Annotated in this window: 16 protein-coding genes; 8 read left to right on the forward strand and 8 right to left on the reverse strand. The window is 32.7% G+C overall.

Features of this window, described 5'->3' with window-relative positions; genetic code table 11:
- Positions 1–35 precede the first annotated feature (35 nt).
- From ACMDB5_RS12070 to ACMDB5_RS12080, 3 genes are all read left to right on the forward strand, one after another.
- The gene (locus tag ACMDB5_RS12070; protein ID WP_413998510.1) at positions 36–809 is read left to right on the forward strand and encodes a hypothetical protein; all 774 of its coding nucleotides are present in this window, start codon (positions 36–38) and stop codon (positions 807–809) included.
- Positions 810–1,026: 217 nt separating this feature from the next.
- A complete protein-coding gene (locus ACMDB5_RS12075; protein WP_413998511.1) occupies positions 1,027–2,136 on the forward strand; it encodes a PAS domain S-box protein in 1,110 nt (369 codons plus the stop codon).
- 7 nt (positions 2,137–2,143) lie between these two features.
- Entirely contained in the window at positions 2,144–3,226 is a 1,083-nt protein-coding gene (locus tag ACMDB5_RS12080; RefSeq protein ID WP_413998512.1) for an AI-2E family transporter, read from the forward strand.
- Between the two features lie 43 nt (positions 3,227–3,269).
- Here ACMDB5_RS12080 and ACMDB5_RS12085 read toward each other — a convergent pair whose 3' ends face one another.
- The 8 genes from ACMDB5_RS12085 to ACMDB5_RS12120 all read right to left on the reverse strand — a co-directional run bounded on the left by ACMDB5_RS12085 (position 3,270) and on the right by ACMDB5_RS12120 (position 18,639).
- A complete protein-coding gene (locus ACMDB5_RS12085) occupies positions 3,270–4,646 on the reverse strand; it encodes a M20/M25/M40 family metallo-hydrolase (protein WP_413998513.1) in 1,377 nt (458 codons plus the stop codon).
- A 197-nt stretch (positions 4,647–4,843) separates the two neighbouring features.
- A complete protein-coding gene (locus ACMDB5_RS12090; protein ID WP_413998514.1) occupies positions 4,844–6,619 on the reverse strand; it encodes a family 43 glycosylhydrolase in 1,776 nt (591 codons plus the stop codon).
- A 118-nt stretch (positions 6,620–6,737) separates the two neighbouring features.
- Positions 6,738–9,038, reverse strand: coding sequence for a beta-glucosidase BglX (gene bglX, locus ACMDB5_RS12095; RefSeq protein WP_413998515.1), 2,301 nt, complete (start codon positions 9,036–9,038; stop codon positions 6,738–6,740).
- Positions 9,039–9,045: 7 nt separating this feature from the next.
- Positions 9,046–9,744 carry a prolyl oligopeptidase family serine peptidase gene (locus tag ACMDB5_RS12100; protein WP_413998516.1) on the reverse strand — a complete coding sequence of 233 codons (699 nt, stop codon included), beginning with the start codon at positions 9,742–9,744 and terminating at the stop codon, positions 9,046–9,048.
- 13 nt (positions 9,745–9,757) lie between these two features.
- Positions 9,758–11,131 carry a glucoamylase family protein gene (locus ACMDB5_RS12105; protein WP_413998517.1) on the reverse strand — a complete coding sequence of 458 codons (1,374 nt, stop codon included), beginning with the start codon at positions 11,129–11,131 and terminating at the stop codon, positions 9,758–9,760.
- A 70-nt stretch (positions 11,132–11,201) separates the two neighbouring features.
- Positions 11,202–12,623: a RagB/SusD family nutrient uptake outer membrane protein gene (locus tag ACMDB5_RS12110; RefSeq protein ID WP_413998518.1), complete on the reverse strand. Its 1,422-nt coding sequence runs from the start codon at positions 12,621–12,623 to the stop codon at positions 11,202–11,204.
- A 4-nt stretch (positions 12,624–12,627) separates the two neighbouring features.
- Complete coding sequence (locus tag ACMDB5_RS12115) at positions 12,628–15,651, reverse strand: SusC/RagA family TonB-linked outer membrane protein (protein WP_413998519.1); 3,024 nt, start codon at positions 15,649–15,651, stop codon at positions 12,628–12,630.
- 246 nt (positions 15,652–15,897) lie between these two features.
- A complete protein-coding gene (locus tag ACMDB5_RS12120) occupies positions 15,898–18,639 on the reverse strand; it encodes a histidine kinase (RefSeq protein WP_413998520.1) in 2,742 nt (913 codons plus the stop codon).
- Positions 18,640–19,145: 506 nt separating this feature from the next.
- On the opposite strand from ACMDB5_RS12120, the gene ACMDB5_RS12125 reads away from it, so the two are divergent.
- From ACMDB5_RS12125 to ACMDB5_RS12145, 5 genes are all read left to right on the forward strand, one after another.
- Entirely contained in the window at positions 19,146–19,628 is a 483-nt protein-coding gene (locus tag ACMDB5_RS12125; RefSeq protein WP_413998521.1) for a hypothetical protein, read from the forward strand.
- Positions 19,629–19,895: 267 nt separating this feature from the next.
- Positions 19,896–20,459 carry a helix-turn-helix domain-containing protein gene (locus ACMDB5_RS12130; protein WP_414000386.1) on the forward strand — a complete coding sequence of 188 codons (564 nt, stop codon included), beginning with the start codon at positions 19,896–19,898 and terminating at the stop codon, positions 20,457–20,459.
- 1 nt (position 20,460) lies between these two features.
- Positions 20,461–23,163 (forward strand): PAS domain S-box protein, encoded by a 2,703-nt coding sequence (locus tag ACMDB5_RS12135; protein WP_413998522.1) that lies wholly within the window; start codon positions 20,461–20,463, stop codon positions 23,161–23,163.
- The gene (locus tag ACMDB5_RS12140) at positions 23,160–23,594 is read left to right on the forward strand and encodes a response regulator (RefSeq protein WP_413998523.1); all 435 of its coding nucleotides are present in this window, start codon (positions 23,160–23,162) and stop codon (positions 23,592–23,594) included. Before ACMDB5_RS12135 ends, ACMDB5_RS12140 begins: the two co-directional genes overlap by 4 nt.
- A gap of 216 nt (positions 23,595–23,810) precedes the next feature.
- Positions 23,811–24,005 (forward strand): hypothetical protein, encoded by a 195-nt coding sequence (locus ACMDB5_RS12145; RefSeq protein ID WP_413998524.1) that lies wholly within the window; start codon positions 23,811–23,813, stop codon positions 24,003–24,005.
- The last annotated feature ends 79 nt before the right edge of the window (positions 24,006–24,084 follow it).

The following is a 24,084-nucleotide window of genomic DNA, read 5'->3' on the forward strand; positions in this document are numbered from 1 at the left end:
TTCTTTTTTCAAATAGCGCAAGCGGCCAGGAAGAAATGAAAATACAAGAAAAATATACCGCTCACAATAAAGGAAAATTCTTTATTTCATGGGGCGGAAACAGAGAAAGCTATTCAAAATCAGATGTTACTTTTAAGGGAAAAGATTATAATTTCACCTTAGAAAACATGAAGGCGCAAGACAAACCAAAAGGTTGGCATGTTGATTATATAAATCCAGCAAGAATGACTATTCCTCAAACTAATTTTAGAATGGGGTATTTCATCAGCGATCATTATAGCGTAGCTGTAGGTGTAGATCACATGAAATATGTGATGACGCAAAATCAAACTGTTAATGTTAATGGTACAATTAATACTGGTAGTTCTTTTGATGGAGTTTACACTAACACCCCAACTGTAATGACCGAGGATTTTTTAATGTATGAACATACAGATGGTTTAAATTATGTAAATACTGAATTGTCAAGACATGATGATATTTCTTCGTTATTCAAAATTGAAAATACCGATAAAATTCAGGTAAATCTAACCGAAGGTGTTGGTGTTGGTCTATTATATCCCAAAACAAACACTACGCTTTTAGGGAAACAACGTCATGATGATTTTCATGTTTCGGGTTATGGAGTTTCTGCAAAAGCAGGATTGAATATTACTTTCTTCAAACACTTTTATATTCAAGGAGAACTTAAAGGCGGTTATATCAATATGCAAGATATACGCACAACACAAAGCAATGAGGATAGTGCTTCCCAAGATTTTTTCTTTTTTCAAAGAATAATTGCTTTTGGAGGAATCTTTAAAATCTAGTTTTAATTACAATAAAATAAATCAAAAGGAGGCTGAATTAAAAATTCAGCCTCCTTTTTTATGTCTTGGTTCTATTAGTTTTTTCAGAGTTCTTATGTTATATCATATTTTATCATTATTTTAGTATCAGTCTAAGCCCCAAATTAATTGAATTAAAAATGATAGCTTATTTTTTAAATAAAAAAAGCCTTCAATTATTAATTACAAGTAATTTAAAATGACAAAAATGATACAAAATGAAGGAAATGTCTTAAATAATCATTTAGACACCTTCAAAAATTTCGAAAAATTTTTCGATCTATCGCCGGATTTGTTATGCGTAGCTGGATTTGACGGCTATTTTAAACGTATTAATCCTGCAGTATGCAAATTATTAGGCTATTCGGCCGAAGAATTAATGTCAAAACCCATTAATGAATTTGTTTTTTATGCCGATCAAAATAATACTGCTACAGCCCGAAATGAGCTTCGAAAAAAAGTACCTTTATTTGATTTCGAAAATCGATATATAACCAAAAACGGAGGGATTGTTTGGTTGCTATGGACATCCTTTCCGGTAAAGAATGAAAAACAAGTGTATGCCATTGCCAAAAACATTACTTATAAAAAGGAACTAGAAGAAGAACGTAATTTTCATTTTGCAGAGCTAACTAAAATCAATACTGATCTAAGAGAATTGAACTATACTACCCTGCATGATTTAAGATCTCCGGTCAATAATTTGCTCTCCGTATTTGACCTTTTAGATACTTCTAAAATAAAGGATTCAGAAACACTCGAATATATTGCAATTCTTAAATCGACAAGCGAAAGTTTAAAGCAAACTTTAAATGAATATGTTGCCATTTTAAATAAAAAAAATGAAACAAATCTACATCTTGAAGAACAAAATTTAGCAGAATGTTTAAATGAAGTATTGCTTTCTATAAACTCATTAATTCAGAATTCACATACAACACTTAATGTCGATTTTTCACAGTTTGAAAAAGTGAATTTTGACAAAGCCTATTTGAAAAGTATCTTTTTAAATTTAATAACCAATTCGATTAAATATGTAAAACCAAATTGTTTACCAACAATTTCTATTCATTCCGAAAATAAATCGGGGAAAAAACAATTGATTATTTCTGACAATGGAATTGGTTTTGACATGGATAAAGTAAAAAACAAAATTTTCAAGTTGCACGAAAAATTTCATGATCATACAGACAGTAGCGGAATTGGGCTCTACTTAGTGTACAACCACATCACTAACTTGGGAGGCCAAATCACTGTAAAAAGCAAAATAAATGAGGGTACTAAATTCATCATTACATTTAAAGATTGAAATTCTCATGATACAAATTCCTAAAATACCAATCAATACAAATAAAAAAATTTCAGCCCTAGAAGTTCTTCAATACATAATACTGATTTCTTTAATACTTTATTACGGAAAAACACTTTTTATCCCGCTCAGCTTTTCATTATTGATTAGTTTTATACTATATCCTGTTTGTAAATGGATGGAAAAAAAAGGAACTAATAAAACTGTCGCAATATTTCTCTCTTTATCTGTTGTACTCTTTATGATGGGCCTAGTTCTACATTTGCTTTTTACTCAAATTAAAGAATTCACGAATGATTGGGAGCCATTTAAAGCAAAACTATTTGAAGCGTTAAACCAAATAAGTCTTTTTATTTACCAACAATTTGAAATAAGTTCAGAAGAACAATTACTATTTTTTAAAAGCTCAGTTGATAATTCTGGAACACAAATTTTTTCGTTACTGCAAACTATGTTATACTCCTTTTCGGAAACCTTTTTTTTTGTTTTAATCATCCCCCTTTTTTCGGCACTTATACTTTATCATCGTCAAATACTAGTGGATGTATTGTACCAAATTTTTCCCTTTGAAAAGAAAGAGATCATTCACGAAATTTTGGTTGAAACCATACACACCTACTACAATTTTATCAAAGGGATGTTATTGGTATATATAATTGTTGGACTTTTAAATAGTATTGGACTTGCCATTATTGGTATTCCACATCCTTTTATGTTCGGTTTTATTGCATCTATTCTTACTTTTATTCCGTACATAGGAATCATAATTTCTTCCCTTTTACCTATTGCAGTTTCATGGCTAACATTTAATTCTATATGGTATCCATTGGGTGTTATTCTAGTTTTTTCCGTTGTTCAAATTCTGGAAGCTTTTGTAATATTTCCCTTTGCGGTAGGCAGTCGTCTAAAAATAAATGCGCTCATCATAATTATCATGATTACTATTGGAGGGATTTTATGGGGCGCAGCAGGCATGATCCTATTTATTCCGTTTATCAGTATCCTTAAACTAATTGCTGATCGTACCAATCGCTTAAAAACATTATCGATACTTCTTGGCAATGGAGAAACAAAAAAACCACAAGAATAATACTTGTGGCTTTTTATATTTTCAATTTAATACAATAACATTTCTACTTCACAATCCCTTTTTGATCAATTAAATACATCAAAGAAGCCATTGTTGCCGCTCCGAGCTCTAGCTCTCTTTTGTTAATGGCGTCAAAAGTATCATTTGCAGCATGATGGTAATCAAAATAGCGTTGTGAATCTGGCTTTAATCCTGCTTTCACCAAAGGTTTATAGCTCAATGGTGCTATATCAGATCCTGCATGTCCTTTTGTAAAACTATGCACTAAATAAGGTTCAAAAAGATTTTTCCAACCCAGTATTCTATTAAAATTAGCATCATCGGTATCTAAAGAGAATCCTCTTGGGCTAAATCCACCAGAATCGCTCTCCAAAGCAAAAATGTGTTTTTCTTTGTTGGCTTGTGCCAATTCTTCGTATTTCTGTCCACCTCTGCCTCCATTTTCTTCATTCATAAATAATACAACACGAATGGTGTTTTTGGGTTTATAACCTAAATTTTTGAAGATGTTGATGACCTCCATACTTTGAACCACTCCTGCTCCATCATCATGAGAACCATCGGCTAAATCCCAAGAATCAAGGTGTCCGCCTACAACCATAATATTTTCCGGATGCTCGCTACCTTTTATTTCGCCAATAACGTTATGAGACAAAACATCATCCATTTGTTGGCATGACATTTTAAAATAAAATTTTAATTTTGGATTGCTTTTTAAGGTTTTACTCAACAATTCGGCACCATTTGTACTAATGGCGGCAGTAGGAATGTATTGCGATTTTGGAATTCCATTGTAACTTTGTGCTCCGGTATGTGGAAAATCATCCAATCTCAAATTTACGGAACGTACAATTGTACCCACCGCTCCAAATTTGGCGGCAGCCGCAGCTCCGGCATATCTCTGATCTACACAACCTCCATAAGAGATAAATGTTTCAATGTTTTCGGGTTCCATCGGTCTATTGTAAAAAACAATTTTTCCCTTTAATTTATCCCCTAAAATAGCCAATGCTTCAATGCTGTGCACTTCGACAACCTCGGCGGTTAATCCATTTTTTGGCGTGGCTACAGATCCTCCCAAGGCACAAATAGGCACATTTGTCTTAGTTTTCCCGTCTTGAATGTATGCGGTTTCCTTTTCGCCACGAACCCATTTAGGAACCATTACTTCCTGTAAGTATACGCGATCTAAGCCTAAGGTTTCTAACTGCGCTTTTGTATATTGAACAGCTTTTTCGGCATTCGCAGACCCGGATAAACGACCTCCGATTTTATTGGATAAATAGTCTAGCCAGGAATAACATTTTGAATTCGTTAAAGAAGAACTATAAATTTTTCTAATGGTTTCCTCTTCGTTGCTTTGGGCAAAAAGCAGTAATCCATTAAAAAGAAATAAAGCTAAAAAAATTTTTTTTTTCATGATTAATAGGTTTGGTTTTTCTTAATTCGACATTAAAATATTGAATTGGTTTGAAAAGATTATTTTTTGTAAAAGAACAAAATAATAGTTAGTTTTTCCAAAAAAAATTAAACCTCTAATTTAATAATCAGGAACAAGTATAAAAAAAACCTGCATATCTCTAAATTCATGCAGGTTTAAATTTCAAAAACTATTACTTATTCTGATTTCTTGATTTCCGTTTTTGGACCAATTCCGTTATTATTAAACGCTTCTATTTGGAAATAATAAGTATCTGATTTATCCAAACCATTAAAATAATATTCGTTTTTTCCGTAAACCATTATAGAACCGTACATCTTTTCTGGAGATTTTCCAAAATAGATAACATAACCATCCGCCGCAGGTTGCTGTTCCCATTTGAACCAAACATTGCGTCTTTCTCCTTTTTTTCTAGGTTCAGATCGCAAAGGAACAAAATTGTTAACCGCAGCTGGTGCCTTGCCGCTTCCCTTACCAAAAATCCTGAAACCGCTCAACGCAAATTTGCCAGTAGGCATTTGAATATTGACCATTTTCAGATAACGCGCCTTGATTGGTTTCTCTAATTCAATATAATCATGAGGAACATCTTTGGCGTTTTTGCTTTTGTCTACCAGAATTTCCCAATCCTTATTATTGTCTGAATAGTATAAAATATATTTGTGTCCCGTAGTCGCTTCCGGTTTTCCCATTAATTCTACATCCTGATCCGCAAAATTAATTTGGATGGCGTTGATGGTACTTTTTTCTCCTAAATCTGAAATAACCCATTCGCCTTTGTTTGCTGATTTTGCGGACCAATAGGTTTTGATATCTTCATTGACCATATAATTGGATTGGTATCCGCCAAGTGTTGACGAAACCTGAACCGATTTGTTGTAATTCAACAACATCCATCCTGCAAAATTGGCATCGAGGTGGTCTTTTTTTTGCGAAGGCAAAAAAGTTGGATAATCACCATAAGCCGTATTAGAATACAGAATACCATCCTTGTCAAAACCGGCAGGCCAAATTCCCAGTCTCCTTTCAAAATTATTTTTAGTTCCAATTACAATGGTTGATACATGCCAATAAGCATCATTGGCATCTTGATAAGTGGCACCATGTCCGGCACCTCTTGCAAAACCACCGGGTTTATAAGAAAACGGATTGTGGGATTGGTATTCGAAAGGTCCTAAAGGATTCTTGCTGACATAAACTCCATCGCCATAACCGCTAAACTCGGTTCCGGGTCCACCATATTGTAAATAATACTTATTGTTATGCTTTGTCATAAAAGCCCCTTCCATAAAAGGCTGTAAAAAAGTGTTATCGTTATTTTCTCCGAAACGCTCCCAACCGTGTTCATCTTCATTTAACGCAATTAACGGAATTCTCTCTCCTTCAGGTTGAAACGTTTTTCTGTTTAATTTCACTCCATACAAAGGATATAAATTGCTGGAGCCGTAATATTCATAAAGTTCGTCTTTTTCTTTATCCCAAAAAATTTGAGGATCCCAAGCACCGGCTTCTGATTTATGTACCAATTCTTTCCAATCGTCTTTGGACGGATTTTTACTCATCCAAATAGGGAATTCTTTGCCATGCGTAGAACCCACAACTAACAAAGTATCATTTACAAAAGACAAAGATGGTGCGCATAATTCATCATAAACTTTATGCTCGGGTCTGAGGAATTTTCTTGAAATAAATTTCCAGTCCAGCATGTCTTTACTGTGCCAATACCCCCATTGATTCGTAGAAAACAAATAATATTCCCCTTTGAAAAAAGTGATAACTGGATCAGCGGTAGCGCGATGTTTTCCTTGGGTCACGAAGTTAGGAATTGGGCAATATCCGTAATCTATATTGATCGGATTGCAATAGGTTTTTTGTTGTGCATTTACATTCGGGAGAAAGAAAAAGCAAACAACTAAAAAAGTAGTACAAAAGAAATTTTTGGCGTTTTTCATAATGGTATTTAAAAGTGTTATTCTTGTACAGTTTTATAAGCAATAAAATATTTTTATAAAAAAACCCTTCGGTATTTTATAACCGAAGGGCGAATCTCAAAAATAAACAAACCAAAATTTATTTAATCAACTCAAAACTAACATTCTTATCAGCGTTCGAATCCGTTCCTACGAAAATTTGGAAAGCGCCCGGCTCTGCCACAAATTCTAGATCAGAATTGTAAAATTTCAGATCTTCAACTGAGATATCAAAAGTTACCGTTTGTTTTTCTCCTTTTTTAAGGTTTATTTTTTGGAAACCTTTCAACTCTCTAACAGGTCTTGTAACAGAACCAATCAAATCTCTGATGTACAATTGAACAACTTCTTTTCCGTCATAATTCCCCGTATTCGTAACATCAACGGTAACTTTTAAAGTATCATTGAATTTCATTTTATCGGATGAAATTTTCAGGTTCGAATAATCAAAAGAGGTGTAGCTCAAACCATATCCAAAAGCGAATAAAGGCTCGTTTCTCTCGTCTATAAAATTAGATCGGAATTTTTCGAACTTTCCTTCTTTATTCATTAACGGCCTTCCGGTGTTTTTTTGATTGTAATAAATTGGCACCTGACCTACATTTCTAGGGAAAGTGGCAGTCAATTTTCCGGAAGGATTTTCATTTCCAAATAAGACATCGGCAATAGCATATCCTGCTTCACTTCCTGCAAACCAAGTATTCAAAATAGCTGGAACTGTTTCATTTTCCTCAACAAGAACCAAAGGTCGTCCGGTGAATAAAACCAATACAACTGGTTTTCCGGTTTTAATTAATTCCTTCAATAAATCTTTTTGTGCTTGTGGAATTTCAAGATTTGTTCTGCTGCTGCTCTCTCCGCTCATCTCGGCAGATTCACCAAGTGCGGCAACAATAACGTCTGATTGATTGGCAATTTTTAAAGCCTCGGCAAGTAATTCTTCCTTGGTTCTGTTATCACGGTGCAATGTTTTACCAAACATCGTTGCTTTCTCTTCGAATGTAACATCATAATCCAAGTTACTACCTTTGGCATAAAGAACTTTGGATGTATTTCCTAGCACTTCTTTGATCCCCGCAACTAATGAAATTGAATTATTCATATTAGTGGCAACACTCCAAGTACCTGCCATATTTTCTTTGGCATCGGCCAAAGGACCAATAACTGCAACCGTTGCTGACTTTTTCAATGGCAACAATTGGTCATCGTTCTTAAGCAAGACTAAAGATTGAGCCGAAATTTTTCTAGCTTCGGCTCTATTACTATTAGTGAAAATTTCAGTTTTTGCTCTTTTCTCATCACAATATTTATAAGGGTCTTCAAACAAGCCTAAATCATATTTAGCTTCTAAAATAAGACGAACAGCATTATCAATTTGCCCCATACTTACTTTATTATCACCCAATGATTTTTTTAATGTAGTTAGAAAACCTTCGCCTACCATGTCCATTTCAACCCCTGCATTCAATGCCAAAGCCGAAACGGTTTGTAAATCGCCCATACCATGATCAACCATTTCATTGATTCCGGTATAATCAGTTACCACAAATCCTTTAAATCCCCATTGTTTTCTTAAAACATCGGTCATCAACCATTTATTTCCTGTTGCAGGAATTCCATCAACTTCATTGAAAGACGCCATAACTGAACCTACTCCGGCATCGACAGCCGCTTTATAGGGTGGAAAATATTCGTTATACATTCTGATTCTACTCATATCAACCGTATTGTAATCACGTCCTGCTTCTGGCGCGCCGTATAAAGCAAAATGTTTTACACATGATAAAATCGTGTTGTTTTTAGAAAGATCTTGTTGTTGATATCCATTAACCATTGCCTTTGCAATTTGGCTTCCAAGAAACGGATCTTCTCCTGATCCCTCAGAAACTCTACCCCAGCGCGGATCACGAGAAACATCTACCATTGGAGAAAAAGTCCAGTTAATACCATCAGCACTAGCTTCTTGTCCGGCAATTTGAGCACTTCGCTCAATCAATTTCATATCCCAAGAGCAAGATAATCCCAATGGAATAGGGAAAGTAGTTTCGTAACCATGAATTACATCCATTCCAAAAAGCAATGGAATTTTCAATCGGCTTTTCTCAACGGCTATTTTTTGTACTTCTTTTATTTTTTTTACCGATTTAATATTGAATAGGCCACCTACTTTGCCTTCTTCTATATTTTTCGCCACATTAGAACTGTTTGCTTGACCAGTAGTAATATCTCCCGAAGTAGGTAAATTTAACTGTCCAATTTTTTCATCCAAAGTCATTTTCGCCATTAATTCGGCTACAAACTCTGTTTTGGGTTTAATTTTTGTTTTTTTAACTGTTTGCTTTTTTTGGCTATACCCAAAAATTGAGAATCCCAAAAGCACAATAAGTGATGCATTCTTCATTTTCATATTATTTTTTTGTTTGTTGTAACATCCAGTCATAAATCTCTTTGCTATCGTACACTCTGGACCAACTGTCGTGATTAGCATCATCAAAAATGGTTAACTCTATGTTTGGATTACAGCTTTTCAATTTTTTATATATTGAAATCGAATAATCTACGTTTACCACATCATCCAACAGACCATGGAAAATCCGAATTGGAATATTTTTTACCTTACAATTTTCAATCATTGGTACTCTATCCACAAATCCTGCAATAGGCACTAGAGCTGCAAACATTTCAGGATGAGCAAAAGCTAGATTCCAAGCGCCCCATGCCCCCATACTCAAACCCGTTAAATAAATTCTGTTAGGGTCGATGTTGTTTTCTTTTTGAATTTTTAAAATCAAGCGGTATAATGTTTCTTCATCCCAATATTCATTTTCCAGACATTGTGGAGCCAAAACATAAGCGCCAATTTCATTGTTTTTTAAATACTTAAATGGTCCATGAGTCTTAACTTTCTCTAAATCAGATCCTTTTTCTCCAGAACCATGAAGAAATACAATCAACGGTTGCTTTTCTTTGGTATCCTTTGGAATATGCAATGCAAAAGCTAATTCTTTCTTGTATACAATTTCTGTTTTAATTTTCCCAATTACTTCGCTTTGTGCAAGAGAAACAATGGAAAATAATAGAGTCAGCAGTATTAATTTGCATTTCATACTAAATTATTTTTTAAAATCCATATTTACCCGAATGAAAACCAAGATTGATTAATCCTTGTTTTACTTCCGGAGCATTCATGAATAATTTCCATAACAGACCACTACGATAATTTTCTAACATCACCATTTCGGTTCCTTGATCAATGGCCAAATAACGTTGTGCTTTCCAATTATAATGCAAACTATGTGCATCATAAAATCCTGCAACACCCCAAGTATCTTTTTTATAATTTTCATATAAATTTCGCATTACCGCAATAGACTCTTTTGGAGTATAAATGATTGAACTAATGGCTGCCGTTGGCGAAATTACTCCTATATCATTACTTGGCATGTGAGCGTTATAACCAATTGATCCATCATTATTTCTAGAATATGAGGCTGTTAATCCCCAATAATCAGCACCATAACCTTTAAAATTTTTAGGGTTTTCAATACTGTATAATTGATTTATTTTGGTGTGATTGTAATTTAAATCCCAATAATTGGCGTATTTATCGGTCAGTTGATTTGGGTCTAATCCTAAATAAGAATAATGAGCCCAAAAAAGAGGACCTCCAAATTCTTCGGCACCGTTGTGTTTTAAAACTAAAGGCAGATTGTATTTGGTTCTTTCTGTTTTAATTCCTCCGCTTCTCGCCCAACCTTCGTGATATGCTTTTGAATCAATCCCATGTGTTGGCGATGCTGCCGCCATTACATAGGTAATCAGGCATTCATTATATCCTTCCAAAGGAAAATTCATTTGCCATTCATAATTAGGAGACCAATGCCAGTACAAAACATTTTTATTATTAGTATACCATTGCCAATCCACACCTTTCCAAAGCGCGTCATATTTTTGGGCAACCGCTTTTTCGCTATCAGATCCATCTTTCAAATATTCTCGAACAGTAATCATTCCAGCTACCAGAAAAGAAGTTTCCACTAAATCTCCACCATTATCTTTGGTTCCAAATGGTTTTACACGTCCCGTATTGCCATCTATCCAATGTGACCAAGCACCATGAAAACGATCCGCTTTTGCAAGAAATGCAGCAATTTTATCTAATCTTTTTGTCCCTTCTTCTTTGGTAATATAACCGCGTGACATCCCAGAAACAATAGCCATAAGTCCAAAACCTGAACCTCCGGTTGTAATTATATTCGAATCATTTTCGGGATAAACTCCATCGGGATGCAAGCGCTCTCTTGCCAATCCTGAATTAGGCTCGGCATAATCCCAAAAATAGGCAAAGGTTTGTTTTTGCACCAGATCTATAAGTTCCTCATCCGTCAATTTAGCCGTAGGAGGATTTACTATCACATTTTTATTTGGCTTATCTCCAGGAGTAGCACAGCCTAAAAAAGCAAAAAGCATCAATGAAACTGTAATTTTAATCATTTTGGAATTTTTATAATAAATAAACACTCCCTCCGAAAAAATATGGAGGGAGTGAAAAATTAAATATCAATTAATAACGAGGGTTTTGAGTTAAAACACCATTACTTAAAGAAATTGCTACTGATGGAATTGGGAAAACTTCATTTTTTCCAGAAGTAAATCCAAGTGAACCTAAAACTTCTACTCCTCTGCCTTGACGTACCACATCTAAAAATCGGTCATATTCCATACCCATTTCCGATCTTCTTTCTTTCCAGATTGCTTGACGAAGTTGTTCTTTAGACATTGACACTAAAGCTGGTAATCCTGCTCTCAATCTAACTTTATTAACCGAAGTTAACGCCAATGTAGTATTACCCGTTTCATTTGCTGCTTCAGCATTCATCAAAAGAACTTCGGCAAAACGCATTATTCTAATATTTTGCTCAGAACCTTCAGAACAGTTACCTATTTGTCCTGATGGAACATAAGCTTTTTGGTTGTACATAGGATTATCACCCGTTAGATTAATAAAATCACCTTCGGGAGTGGTTTCTCCTCTGTAAATAATAGTTGCGTCTCTACGTAAATCACCCGCTTCATAAGAATCGGATAAATTCTGAGAAGGAACATTGAATCCCCATCCGTATTGATCCCTTACACCTTGTGTTTGAGAATATTGAGAATTTGATAAGTCGCAATTACCAGAAACATAAGTGCATTGCACTTCGAAAATTGATTCTATACTATTTTCATTTGCAATGCGGAAGACGCTGTTATAATTTGGCAACAAACCATATCCCATTCCCATCACTTCATTAGTAAAGGATAGTACTTTATCCCAATTTCCTAAATACATATTTACTTTAGCTTCAAATCCTTTTGCAGCTCCTTTCGTAGCTCTGCCAATATCAGTAGCACCGTAATTAGCCGGTAAATTCTCATCGGCAAATTTTAAATCAGCCAAAATAAAATTATAAACTTCCTCTTTTGTATTTCTAGGAAGATTGTAATTACCGTCGGCTGGAAGACCTTCATAAATAGGCACTCCGCCAAAAGCTTTCACTAAATTAAAATAATGATGTGCTCTCAAAAAACGAGCTTCGGCAAGTAATCTCGTTTTCAAAGCTTCGTCCATAGTAATATTTGGAATATTAGAAATGGTTTGATTACACAAATTAATACCTTTAAATTGCCCAGACCAATATCCTTCAATTATACCCGTTGCTGAAGTAAATGTAAAATTATTGATATCTGTAAAAAAAGAAGCATCACCGGGGCTACTGCCTTTCTCAGCATCATCAGAAGCTATAGACAAAATCATTGGAGAAAAAGCTGCTAAATCCCAGGTTCTTAAATTAGAATAAATTGCATTTACAGAAGCTAATGCATCTTCTTTTGTCTTAAAGAAATTTTCGGTCTTGATCTGATCTTCTGGCTTTATATCCAGATAATTTTCGTTACAAGCACTAAAAAGTGTTACTCCAAAAAGTATAAAAAATATTTTTTTCATTTTATTAAAAATTTAAATTAATACCAAAACTGTATATAGCTGATAATGGGTAAGCATTATTATCAACCCCTAAATTCTCAATACTTTGATTTCCAAACTCAGGAGAGAAACCATTGTATTTGAATGTTGTAAATGGATTTTGCGCACTTAAATAAAAGCGCAATTTTTCGATTTTAATTCTATCTAATAAATTTTTAGGAATTGAATATCCTAACTGTATTGTACGCACTCTAAAATAATCTCCTTTTTCTACGTAAAATGAACTAGGGCGAGAAGAAGTTTGATCTGAATTTGCTGCCGGATATGTATTAGAAGGATTAGAAGTTGTCCAACGATTGTTTACAAAATCCTGGTCCCAATTTTCGTTACCAAAACGAGAATTTCTATTGAAATTATAAATTTCGTTTCCTGCAACTCCTTGAAATTCTAATGCCAAATCAATATTTGAATATCCTAAGTTTAAACCAAAACCATAAGTAACTTCTGGAATTGGGCTACCCAAAAACGTTTTATCATTGTCATCAATTACACCATTTTCATCTAAATCTTTGAATTTAAATGCTCCCACTTTTGATCCTAAAGCAGTTGCTTCAGCTTGAGTTTGTATAACACCATTCGTCTGGAAACCATAGTATGCTCCTATTTCCTGACCTTTTTCATATCTTTTTACCGGATTACCAAACAAACTAGGACCTGTATTAAAGAAAGATCCTCCTATTACATCAGTAATTTGGTTCTTAATGGTTGTAAAGTTTCCATAAACTGAATATGTAAATTTCTCACCAATGTTATCATTCCAGGTAGCCGAAAATTCAACTCCTTTATTTTCAAATGAACCCGCATTAGTATAATAACTTCCTCCTAAACCTGAAGTAGACAAATTAGTTATATTAAAAATAGCGTCTTTGGTCTCTTTTTTATAATATCCTGCTTCAAGAGACAAACGATTGTTCAATGTTCTTAATTCAAATCCTAAATCAGTACCGGTAACAACTTCCCATTCGATAGACGGATCTACTAATTTTGTAATAGAAATTGCTGAATTTACTTGAGAAGGATTTCCAAAAAATGCTCCTGGAATAGTAGATGCTATATTATCAAATTGTCTGGTAATAGTTGCATTTCCTAGTTTACCCCAGCTTCCTTTTATTTTTAAGAAATCTAAACCTGATTTTTGCATGAAATTTTCCTTACTAATTACCCATCCTAAACCTACAGAAGGAAAAGTAGCTGATTTTTGATCTCCATTAAAATTATAAACTGAAGCTCCATCACGACGAACAGTCGCATTCAAAAGATACTTATCATCATAAGCATATTGCACACGACCAAAATAAGATTGAAAACGAGTTTCACTTCCTTGATCTCCTGGATTATCTGCAAATAAATCTGTTAAGGATGTTCCTAAATTCAAATATAACGTTTCATCAGAACCATAAAAAGGAACATCAATTACTGAAAATGAAGAATTTTTAGTTTTTCTACTCTCACGACTTGCTCCTGCCAAAGCTACAATTCTATGTTTATCAAAAGATTTTGTCCATGTAAGAGTGTTTTCTGTCAAAAGATTATCTCTTTGTCCATCATTCTTTATAAGCACACTATTTCTAAGTATACTTGATGTAAGAGGCATGTATTCAGGAGTAAAAATGTAACTTGAAGAAGTTTCATAATCTCTTGAAAGACTAATCTTGTAAGTTAAACTTTTGAAAATATCATACTCAGCAAAACCACCCAATAATGTTCTTGTTATATCCGTTTTTCCTCTAAATATATCCAACATCATTCTAGGATTGTTATCCCCTGCTGTTCCTAAACCAGATCCGGCAGGAACTTTTCCATAAGAACCGTCTGCATTATATACAGGAACTACAGGTGGTGTGATTCTAGCTGCTTGAAAAGGAGCATTTGAATCATTTGAATCTGATTTTGTATACGCTAAGCTGGCGCCAATTCTAAATCTGTCAGATACATCATAACTAGTATTAAAACGAGCAGTTATTCTTTTGTAATCTTCGCCAGAACTCACTCCTTTACCTGCATTCATCATACCATCTTGAGTAAAATAACCTATACCCATAGCATACTTTGCCTTTTCTGAAGCACCAGTAATACCCAAATTATGAGAATTTGTAAAAGAAGATTTCTTTAAAATTTCATCCATCCAATTTGTATTTACTCCATTAAATTGAGCCAGAGTCAATACTTTTGTCGGATCTGTATTATTTTCAAATGCTAATTTTTCATTATAAAGCGTTACATAATCTGCCGCATTTGCATATTTTGGAACGTTTGTAGGTGTCTGAAATCCGAAATTTGAATCATAATTAAATCTTATGTTTTCAGCACCATCCTTTTTACCTAGCTTAGTTGTTATTACAATAACTCCATTTGCTGCTCTAATACCGTAAATCGCTGAACTTGAAGCATCTTTAAGTACACTCATTTTGTCAATATCATTTGGATTGAGATAAGAAATATCATTTGTTATTACTCCGTCAACAACATAAAGAACATCTCCTCCTGAAATACTGCCAATTCCTCTAATGCTCACCTTTGGTTGTCCTCCAGGACTCCCTGAATTAGTAATTGAAACTCCCGCAACTTTTCCTTGCAAAGAACTCACCGCACTGGCATTGGGTCTGTTAGATAAATCTTTTTGAGAAACTACTGTAATAGAACCTGTAATATCTGATTTTTTTTGAGTTCCATACCCAATTACAACCACTTCTTTTAAGGCTGTGTCTTCAGATTCTTTTAAAGTTATAATCATAGAACCTGATGTTGCCTTTACAGACAAAGCTTCAAAACCAACCATGCTAATCTTTAGCATCTCGCCTACTTTGGCGTTTATATTAAAATTTCCATCAAAATCAGTATCAGTCGAAATTTTAGAATCAGCAGCAACTAATATCGCTCCTGGAATTCCAATTCCGTTTTTATCTAATACTTTTCCTTTGATTACTTGACCAGACATATAGGCCGGTAGTAAAATGAGCGCTAAAAAGCTAAAAATAAAATTTCTCATGTATTAATAATTTGTTAAAAAGTTAGTTGAGCCAAATTAGACAATTACAACGTTATAGTAAGTCTTACACGAATACTACATAAATACATCAAAACAAGTAAAAAAACTCGTAAATACATGTTTTACAAGTCATTAAAAACAATAATAACACACAAATAAACCCATCATGATGTAGTAATGATGTATTGCTATTTTATTGAAAAAGAGGAAATAATAATAAATTATCGTAAAAAATACATCTTTTTTTTACAGATTTAATAAAAAATTAGAAAGGCTTTCGTCATGAACAAGCTTCAATTTCTTCCTTAATCTATAACGATGTAGTTCTACACCTCTAAATGAAATATTCATCATAGGTGCAATTTCTTTCGAGGAAAGATTCATTTTTAAGTAAATGCAAAGCTTAATATCCTTTGAAGTAAGGTTGGGGAATTTTTTAGAAAGATTAATGGTAAATTCGTTATGAATCTGATTCAGATTACTTTCAAAGGTTTCCCATTCGTGTTTATTAACCGAATTGATTTTTATAGCTTTTTTAATCTCGCTTTTTAACTTATTAAAATTAGTTTCGGTATCTAATATACCTTGAATTTTTTCAATCATCTCACCTTGCTTGGCAATCGAAAGCGATTTACCGGCAACTTCTGAAGCTTTAGATTGCAATTCCAGTTCCAAAATGTGTTTTTCATATTCTTGAATATTTAGTTCATTTTCGGCTTTTAATTCCATTTCCAAAATTTCCTTTTGGTGCTTCAATTCTTCGTCACGCAATTCTAGCTTTTGGATGTAGCGTAATTTATTCCATTTATAATACACATATAATATGACTCCTATAACAACTAAGTATAATAAAATCATCCAAAAAGAAAAAAACCATGGTTTAGCTACTATAAATTCGAAATTGGAAATTGTATCATAATTTAATCCATCATAACTGTAAATGGTAACTTCTTGGGAGCCGCTATTCAAATTATTCAAAACAATCAAACCTTCTTTTACTGGAATAAATTCTTTGCCTCTATTTATTGTATAAAACAAATTGGGTCTTGAAGCTCCAAAAACTCCTGATACTACTTGTAACTGAAGCTCTGAATTATATGGTATCTTTGATTTATTTTCAACCAAATTAGCATTAGCAAAGGCTTCAATACATATTTTAGAGTCCCCTTTGTTCACATATTTTAATTGTAGCGAAATAAATCCATCATCAAGATTTAACAAATAATCATTTTTGTTTTTGAATACATTCAAATTGTCATTAATGATTTTTCCTTTGTAATATTTCTCTTGAATAATATTACGGATAAACTTATTATTGTGTGCATAAATATGATACAAAAGTCCTTCTTGAAGTATCAAAAAATGATTTTCATCAATAGAAACGATATTTGAAACATTTTTAAAGTTAGTATTAAACAAATCATTTTCCTCTAATTGGTTGGTAATTGAATTATAGGTGTACCAAGATTTATTAATCAAAAAAAGGATTTCGTTTCTAAATTCAAATATTTTCACTCCAAAATCATTAGTTATTTTACTGCGTTTGCTAACATTTTCAACATTTGTAGTTTCATAAGTATCATTGTATAAAATTCGATACAATCCTCTGTTATTATCAGCCGCCCATATTTCATTTTTTCTGTTTTGTGCAACATATTTTATAGGCTTCTGAATTTGTTTCACAACAATGCTATTATCTAAATCATTATAAATTACTACACCACTATAGGTCGATTGCAGATAAGAATTATTAATACTGCTTTTGGCTAAATTCCAGCCTCCGTTTATTGGACTTAATTTATAAAACAAACCATTGTCATATACAAAAGTTCCTTCATTATGACCAATTAAGTATTTATTATTTATTTCACCAATATTCCAAGCCTGACCTTGAGAATTAGAAATTAAAGAAAGTTGCTTGTTTTCATATTTAAAAACACCATGATTTGAAGCCATCAAATATCCTTTTGTAGTACTCGCCACAGAATAAACAGAGCCTAAAATTCCGGTACTATCATAAAAAATAGAAATAGGTGAATTGACCTCAATATGAGCAATTCCGTTGTCTAAACCCAACCATAAATCATTTTCTTTGTCTTGACCAATACTCAATATTGAATTATTCATCAATACGTTATTTCGATTGATATTTTTATACGAACCAAAATTTAAATCAAAAATATAAACCCCTTTATTAGCCGTACCTATTATCAGTTTATTATTTTTAATAAATTTAGCCACATTGATATTTGCAGCTTTCAAAATAGTATTTAAAGGGCTGTTCCAAGCACTTAGGTTTCCGTTTTCTTCAATATAAACTCCATTTTTTTTAGTAAAAATATAAGTTTTGTTTTGGAATTTTTCAATCGCATGAATCACATTATTCTCTAAGACTGACCATCCTTTAATTTTTTCAAACTCAAAATTATTCATCTTATAGATTCCTTTTTCAACAAAAGCTACTAATAATTGATTGTCTACCACAAAACAGTAAGAAACTAAATAAGGGAATTTTTTTTCTTTAATTGTTTTTCTATCATACTGAAAAATCCCATTGAAAGATTGGAAATATATTTTATTATTAAATTTGAAAATTTTCCAAATCTCTTCATTTTCACTATCATCAAAAACTTTATTTTTTTCAGAATTGGATATTGAAACGTAATGCATCTTTCCTTCTTTTCGAAACCAATAGCCAAATTCTTTATAAGAGCCTGTATATATTCGGTCACCATCAACCATTACAGAACGAATTATAGTTTTGTTAGGCAAGCTGTATTTTTCCCATTTCACACCGTTGTAACGCAATAAATAATAATTATTGGCAAAATACATTGCATCATCATTTCCTTGTTCTACACCCCAAATCTGATTATCACCTTGATAATTTGATTTGCTGTAATTTTCAACAAAAGGAAGTAACTCTTGAGAATAAAGTTGGGATGATATAAAATAAAGAAGGATTAATCTAACTATTCTTGCTTTCAAAATTCGTGGTTTAGTATCCAAATATAAACACATTTATTCAATAATAAAGAACAAAAAGAAGCCTTCTCAAGTTGTGAGACGGCATACTTTTTTATGTTTTTTGAGATTGCAAAATCGCTTCATGATATCTTAATTAAAAGTTATAAATTCAGCATAGATTTTTTATACCGGTTTTTTTATTTTAACTTAATAATTCGCAAAAAAAAATCTAAAATTAACTGCTCAGAAACTATATCAAAAGAAATTCAACATATAGATAAATAACCGTTTTTATTGACCTCAAAGACAATACTTCTTTGGTTTCATCCGTTTCTAATGTTGCATTAGCAAAGTGTAATTTATGCAAAGTAGAAGATTTCGCGAAATATATAGAAAATCAATTGGTCACAAACAACTCAAAAGTCAACTGTAATAACAAAAAAAGAAAACTTCATAAAAGAATCCGATTTTAGCAATAAAATACCGAGTAAAAAAAGCACAGATACCAACTTATTATAAAAAAAAGCATGAAAAAATTAGTTCTGATACTTAGCTTAATTGTTTTTTTTGGATGTAAATCCAAAAAAACTGTTTTAGAAACTGAGGAAAAAACAACGGAAATCAAAATCGAAAAATTAGCTTTGACAGAAGTCGATGCTGGCTTAAAAAATAAAGCATACGAACTAGGCAAAAGAGTTTTGATGACTTGTAATACTTCAAAATTCAAGCCTTTTACTCAAAGTGAAGCTACAAACTCCGTTATAACCAATATGACTTTAGAGAAACTCTCTAAAACATGTAACCGCTATCGCCAATTTTATGGCGATTTTAAAGATATCCAATTGACAGAAATCTACAAAGATTACGAAAACAACAGCACTATTTTTCGCTATAAGGCTCTATACACAAAGAAAGTTGCCAATAAAGAGCTTCGCGTTTTTATGAATAATGAAAACAAAGTCTCTGCAATAAAATCAATGGATTGGGTGGATACTTTTCAAAATAAATAACAATAATCATATCCATTGTGTCTTCAACAGTACCTTCTTTCTAATATAAAAAAGATACAGCAATCATCCGTATTTAATTAAATATAAAAGCAATCCTCTTTACAACAATTTAGCTGTAGATTTAAACAAATTATTAAGACCATTAAGATTTAAAAATGTGTGAATTATACAACTTTTTTTTAGAGTTGTATAATGCATATTGATAAAAACAGCCTCATTTTTACATCTACTAATAAAACTATCAATTTGAAACTATATATAAAATACATGGTCAGTAATCGCTGCAAGATTGCAGTTAAAGAAGAATTAAAAAAACTTAGACTGCATTTTATTCTTGTTGATTTAGGAGAAGTCGAAATCATGGAAAATATTTCCATGGAACAGCGAAATCAATTAAAGGTGGCACTTTTAGATTCCGGACTTGAACTAATGGATGACAAAAAAGCAATACTGATTGAAAAAATAAAAAATGTGGTTATCGAAATGGTTCACCATTCAACAGAAAGCATCAAAATTAACTTTTCCGATTATTTAAGTCAAAAACTGAATCACGATTACACCTATCTGTCCAACTTATTTTCTGAAGTACAAGGAACTACAATCGAGCAATTTATAATTTCCCATAAAACGGAAAGAATAAAAGAATTAATTATTTATGGTGAATTAAATATTACAGAAATTGCTTGGAAAATGAACTATAGCAGCGTTGCGCATCTATCAAGCCAGTTTAAAAAAGTTACGGGACTCTCGCCTTCCCATTTTAAAAAATTGAAAGATAAAAGACGTAATCCGATTGAAGAAATTGGTAATTTAAGTAATACAAATAAATAAAATGAAAAGTCCCAAAACACACGAATCTCATTACACACGAAGTTTAATTGAAGCCAGTTTAGATCCTTTTGTTGCCATTAGTGTTCAAGGAAAAATTACTGACGTCAATGAGGCATCAATAAAAATAATTGGAATTTCGCGAGAAAATTTGATAGGGACTGACTTTTCTGATTATTTTACAGAACAAGAAAAAGCAAAAAAGGGATATCAGCAAGTTTTTGATAAAGGCTCCGTTACCCATTCCCCTCTTACACTTCGACATAAAAATGGTAAATTGACCAATATAGTATTCAATGGCTCAGCCTATAAAGATGAAAATGGAAATGTATTAGGTGCTGTTATTGTTGCAAGGGATATTGCTGAACAAAAATGGGCAACCGAATTACGCATTGCCAATAAAGAGCTGGCTTATCAAAACCATGAAAAAGAAAAACGAGCCGAGGAGTTAGTGATTGCTAACAAAGAATTAGCCTATCAAAATGATGAAAAAGAAAAACGAGCAGCCGAGTTAGCTATTGCCAATAAAGAATTGGCCTATCAAAATGATGAAAAAGAAAAACGAGCCCAAGAATTAATAATTGCCAATAAAGAACTCCGATTTCAAAACAAAGAAAAAGAAAAGCGAAAAATTGAAAACAAAGAATTAGAAGAATTTAGTAATTCTTTAAAATTAGCCTCTCAATACTCTTTAAGTTTAATTGAAGCAAGTCGTGATCCCCTATTTACAATCAATCCACAAGGAAAAATAACAGATACTAATGAAGCATCAGTAACAGTTACAGGAGTTTCTCGTGAAAAATTAATCGGTTCTGATTTTTTTGAATATTTTACGGAACCGCAAGAAGCCCGCAAAGGATATCAGGAAGTTTTTGACAAAGGTTTTATCGCTGATTATCTCTTAACCTTAAAAGACAAAAATAGCACGGATGTTTTATTGAATGGCTCCGTATATAAAAATGAACAAGGCAAGGTGCTTGGCGTTGTTGTGGTAGCAAGAGATATTACCGATCAGAAAAGAATTGAAAAAGAATCAATAGAGGCAAGACTATTTGCAGAGTTGGCAACAGAAATTGCCGAAGAAGCAAAAATTAAAGCCGAAAGCGCAACTCTAATTGCAGAAAATGCAACTCTAATCGCAGAAAATGCAGTAAAAGCAAAACAGCAATTTTTGTCGAATATGAGCCACGAAATTCGTACACCAATGAATGCCATCATCGGATTTACAAAAGTGGTATTAAAAACAGACTTAACCGTTAAGCAAAGAGAATATTTAGATGCCATAAAAATGAGTGGAGATGCATTGATAGTACTCATAAATGACATCCTAGATTTGGCAAAAGTAGATGCAGGTAAAATGGTATTCGAAAAAACTCCTTTTAAGATGAAGGCCTCAATATCGGCAATGCTCCATTTATTTGAAACAAAAATCCAGGAAAAAAATTTAAAGTTAATTACGGAATATGACAATAAAATTCCAGATGTTTTGGTGGGAGATCCAGTTCGTTTACACCAAATTATTTTAAATCTGGTAAGCAATGCCGTAAAATTCACATCAAAAGGAAGGATCACCACAAGTGTAAATATGTTGCACGAAGATGAGGATAAAGCGATTATAGAATTTGCTGTTAATGATACTGGGATTGGAATACCTACTAGTAAAATAGACAGCATATTTGATAATTTTCAACAGGCAACCAGTGGAACTTCAAGATTATATGGCGGAACCGGACTTGGTCTTGCTATTGTAAAACAATTAGTTGAACCGCAAGGAGGTAAAATCCGAGTAAAAAGCGAAGTGAATGTTGGAACAACATTTAGTTTTACATTAAGTTTTCAAAAAACAAATGCAGATGCCGAGTTAGAAAACGAATTGATGGAGTTGGATTCAGAAATAAAAAATATCAAAGTATTAGTAGTAGAAGATATTCCTCTGAACCAATTGTTGATGAAAACACTCTTAGATGATTTTGGATTTGAACGAGACATGGCTGAAAACGGTCAAATTGCTATCGAAAAACTCCAAAATAATAGCTATGATATAATTTTGATGGACTTACAAATGCCCATAATGAACGGCTTTGAAGCTACAGAATACATTCGTAAAACATTGAATTTAAAAATTCCAATTGTAGCCTTGACCGCCGATGTCACTACGGTTGATTTAGCCAAATGTAAAGCCGTGGGAATGAATGATTACATTGCAAAACCCGTTGACGAAAGATTACTGTATAGCAAAATAGTCGGAATATTAAAAAAAAATAGACTTGCGGAACTTACCGCCAAGCTTAATGAAAATAGCACATCTGAAAATTGCATATCTGGAAATAGTGCCGAAAAAATGATAAAATGCATTGATTTGGTCTATTTGAATCAACGCACCAAATCAAACCCAAAATTGATGATCGAAATGATAACGCTGTATTTAGAGCAAACTCCTTCATTGATCGCCACGATGAAACAAAGTTTAGAAAAAAGAGACTGGAAATTATTGCAAGCTTCCGTTCATAAAATAATTCCTTCTTTTTCAATAATGGGAATTCATTCCGATTTTGAAAATATAGCCAAAAAAATTCAAGAATTGGCTGAAAAACAAGAGTTATTGGATGAAATTCATGATCTTGTATATCAGATAGAAACCATTTGTGTACAAGCATGCGAGGAATTAAAAGAAGAATTTAATAGAATTAAAAACATACAATTGTGAAAAACGATAACAAAATAAAAATTTTTCTGGTAGATGATGATGCCATTTTTTTAAAATCATTAGAAATTGATTTTATTCATAATACTGATTTTATCGTAGAAACATTTGCAACTGGCGAACTATGTATTGCTAATTTGCAAAGCAAACCCGATATAATAATCCTAGATTATCAACTTGATGGTATTGATAAAAATGCCATGAACGGAATTGATACTTTGGATAAAATTAAGGAATTCAATCGTGATACTCCGGTAATAATGCTATCCTCTCAAGACAAAATTGATGTTGCCATAAGCTGTATGCACCATAAGGCTTTTGATTATGTAGTAAAAAGTGAAACCGCTTTTTTACGTCTTCAAAAAAACATAACCGCTTATTTTAATTTCAAAAAAACTGAAGAAGAATTAAATTGGTATATGTCCAGAATGTAATTTTTCATTTTTAAAGTGTGAATGATGCAATATTTTTCAATAATTCTGTAACATCATTGAGATTTATCCGCAATACATTTGAAATATAATACTGCTGGCATAAAAATGCCTGTAAAATTGATTCTAAATACTTTTTTCCCAAATGGAATATATTTTGAGAATAAAAGCTTTCAAAAATGAAATTTAGATGTCATAAACCTTTAAAAATGAAAAATCATGAATATTAAAAGAATCTTTGGAGCATTACTTACTACTCTCGGAATTGGCGGCCTTATTTATACTGCGGTATTGTTCACTAACGCATCCAGCAACACAGCCGACATTAAATCGCTCATCATTTACGGTGTCCTGGGCCTTATATTCTTTATTTCAGGAATTAGTCTGGTTCGCACAACAAAAGACGAATCATAACGTTCATTGATCATAGTCAATTAGACTTTCATTAGCTAAACAAGAAATTATGCCATTTGTATATAGTATAATATATATT

Source organism: Flavobacterium sp. W1B (assembly GCF_047344965.1).
In the GTDB taxonomy this organism is placed as follows: Bacteria; Bacteroidota; Bacteroidia; order Flavobacteriales; family Flavobacteriaceae; genus Flavobacterium.

Bases quoted from the DNA above. Each gene is read 5' to 3' on its own strand.
- ACMDB5_RS12100 (WP_413998516.1), bottom strand. From the start codon at position 9,744: ATGAAATGCAAATTAATACTGCTGACTCTATTATTTTCCATTGTTTCT.
- ACMDB5_RS12075 (WP_413998511.1), top strand. From the start codon at position 1,027: ATGACAAAAATGATACAAAATGAAGGAAATGTCTTAAATAATCATTTA.
- ACMDB5_RS12085 (WP_413998513.1), bottom strand. From the start codon at position 4,646: ATGAAAAAAAAAATTTTTTTAGCTTTATTTCTTTTTAATGGATTACTG.
- ACMDB5_RS12125 (WP_413998521.1), top strand. From the start codon at position 19,146: ATGAAAAAATTAGTTCTGATACTTAGCTTAATTGTTTTTTTTGGATGT.
- ACMDB5_RS12105 (WP_413998517.1), bottom strand. From the start codon at position 11,131: ATGATTAAAATTACAGTTTCATTGATGCTTTTTGCTTTTTTAGGCTGT.
- ACMDB5_RS12080 (WP_413998512.1), top strand. From the start codon at position 2,144: ATGATACAAATTCCTAAAATACCAATCAATACAAATAAAAAAATTTCA.
- ACMDB5_RS12130 (WP_414000386.1), top strand. From the start codon at position 19,896: ATGGTCAGTAATCGCTGCAAGATTGCAGTTAAAGAAGAATTAAAAAAA.
- ACMDB5_RS12115 (WP_413998519.1), bottom strand. From the start codon at position 15,651: ATGAGAAATTTTATTTTTAGCTTTTTAGCGCTCATTTTACTACCGGCC.
- bglX (WP_413998515.1), bottom strand. From the start codon at position 9,038: ATGAAGAATGCATCACTTATTGTGCTTTTGGGATTCTCAATTTTTGGG.
- ACMDB5_RS12145 (WP_413998524.1), top strand. From the start codon at position 23,811: ATGAATATTAAAAGAATCTTTGGAGCATTACTTACTACTCTCGGAATT.
- ACMDB5_RS12135 (WP_413998522.1), top strand. From the start codon at position 20,461: ATGAAAAGTCCCAAAACACACGAATCTCATTACACACGAAGTTTAATT.
- ACMDB5_RS12090 (WP_413998514.1), bottom strand. From the start codon at position 6,619: ATGAAAAACGCCAAAAATTTCTTTTGTACTACTTTTTTAGTTGTTTGC.
- ACMDB5_RS12110 (WP_413998518.1), bottom strand. From the start codon at position 12,623: ATGAAAAAAATATTTTTTATACTTTTTGGAGTAACACTTTTTAGTGCT.
- ACMDB5_RS12070 (WP_413998510.1), top strand. From the start codon at position 36: ATGAAAATACAAGAAAAATATACCGCTCACAATAAAGGAAAATTCTTT.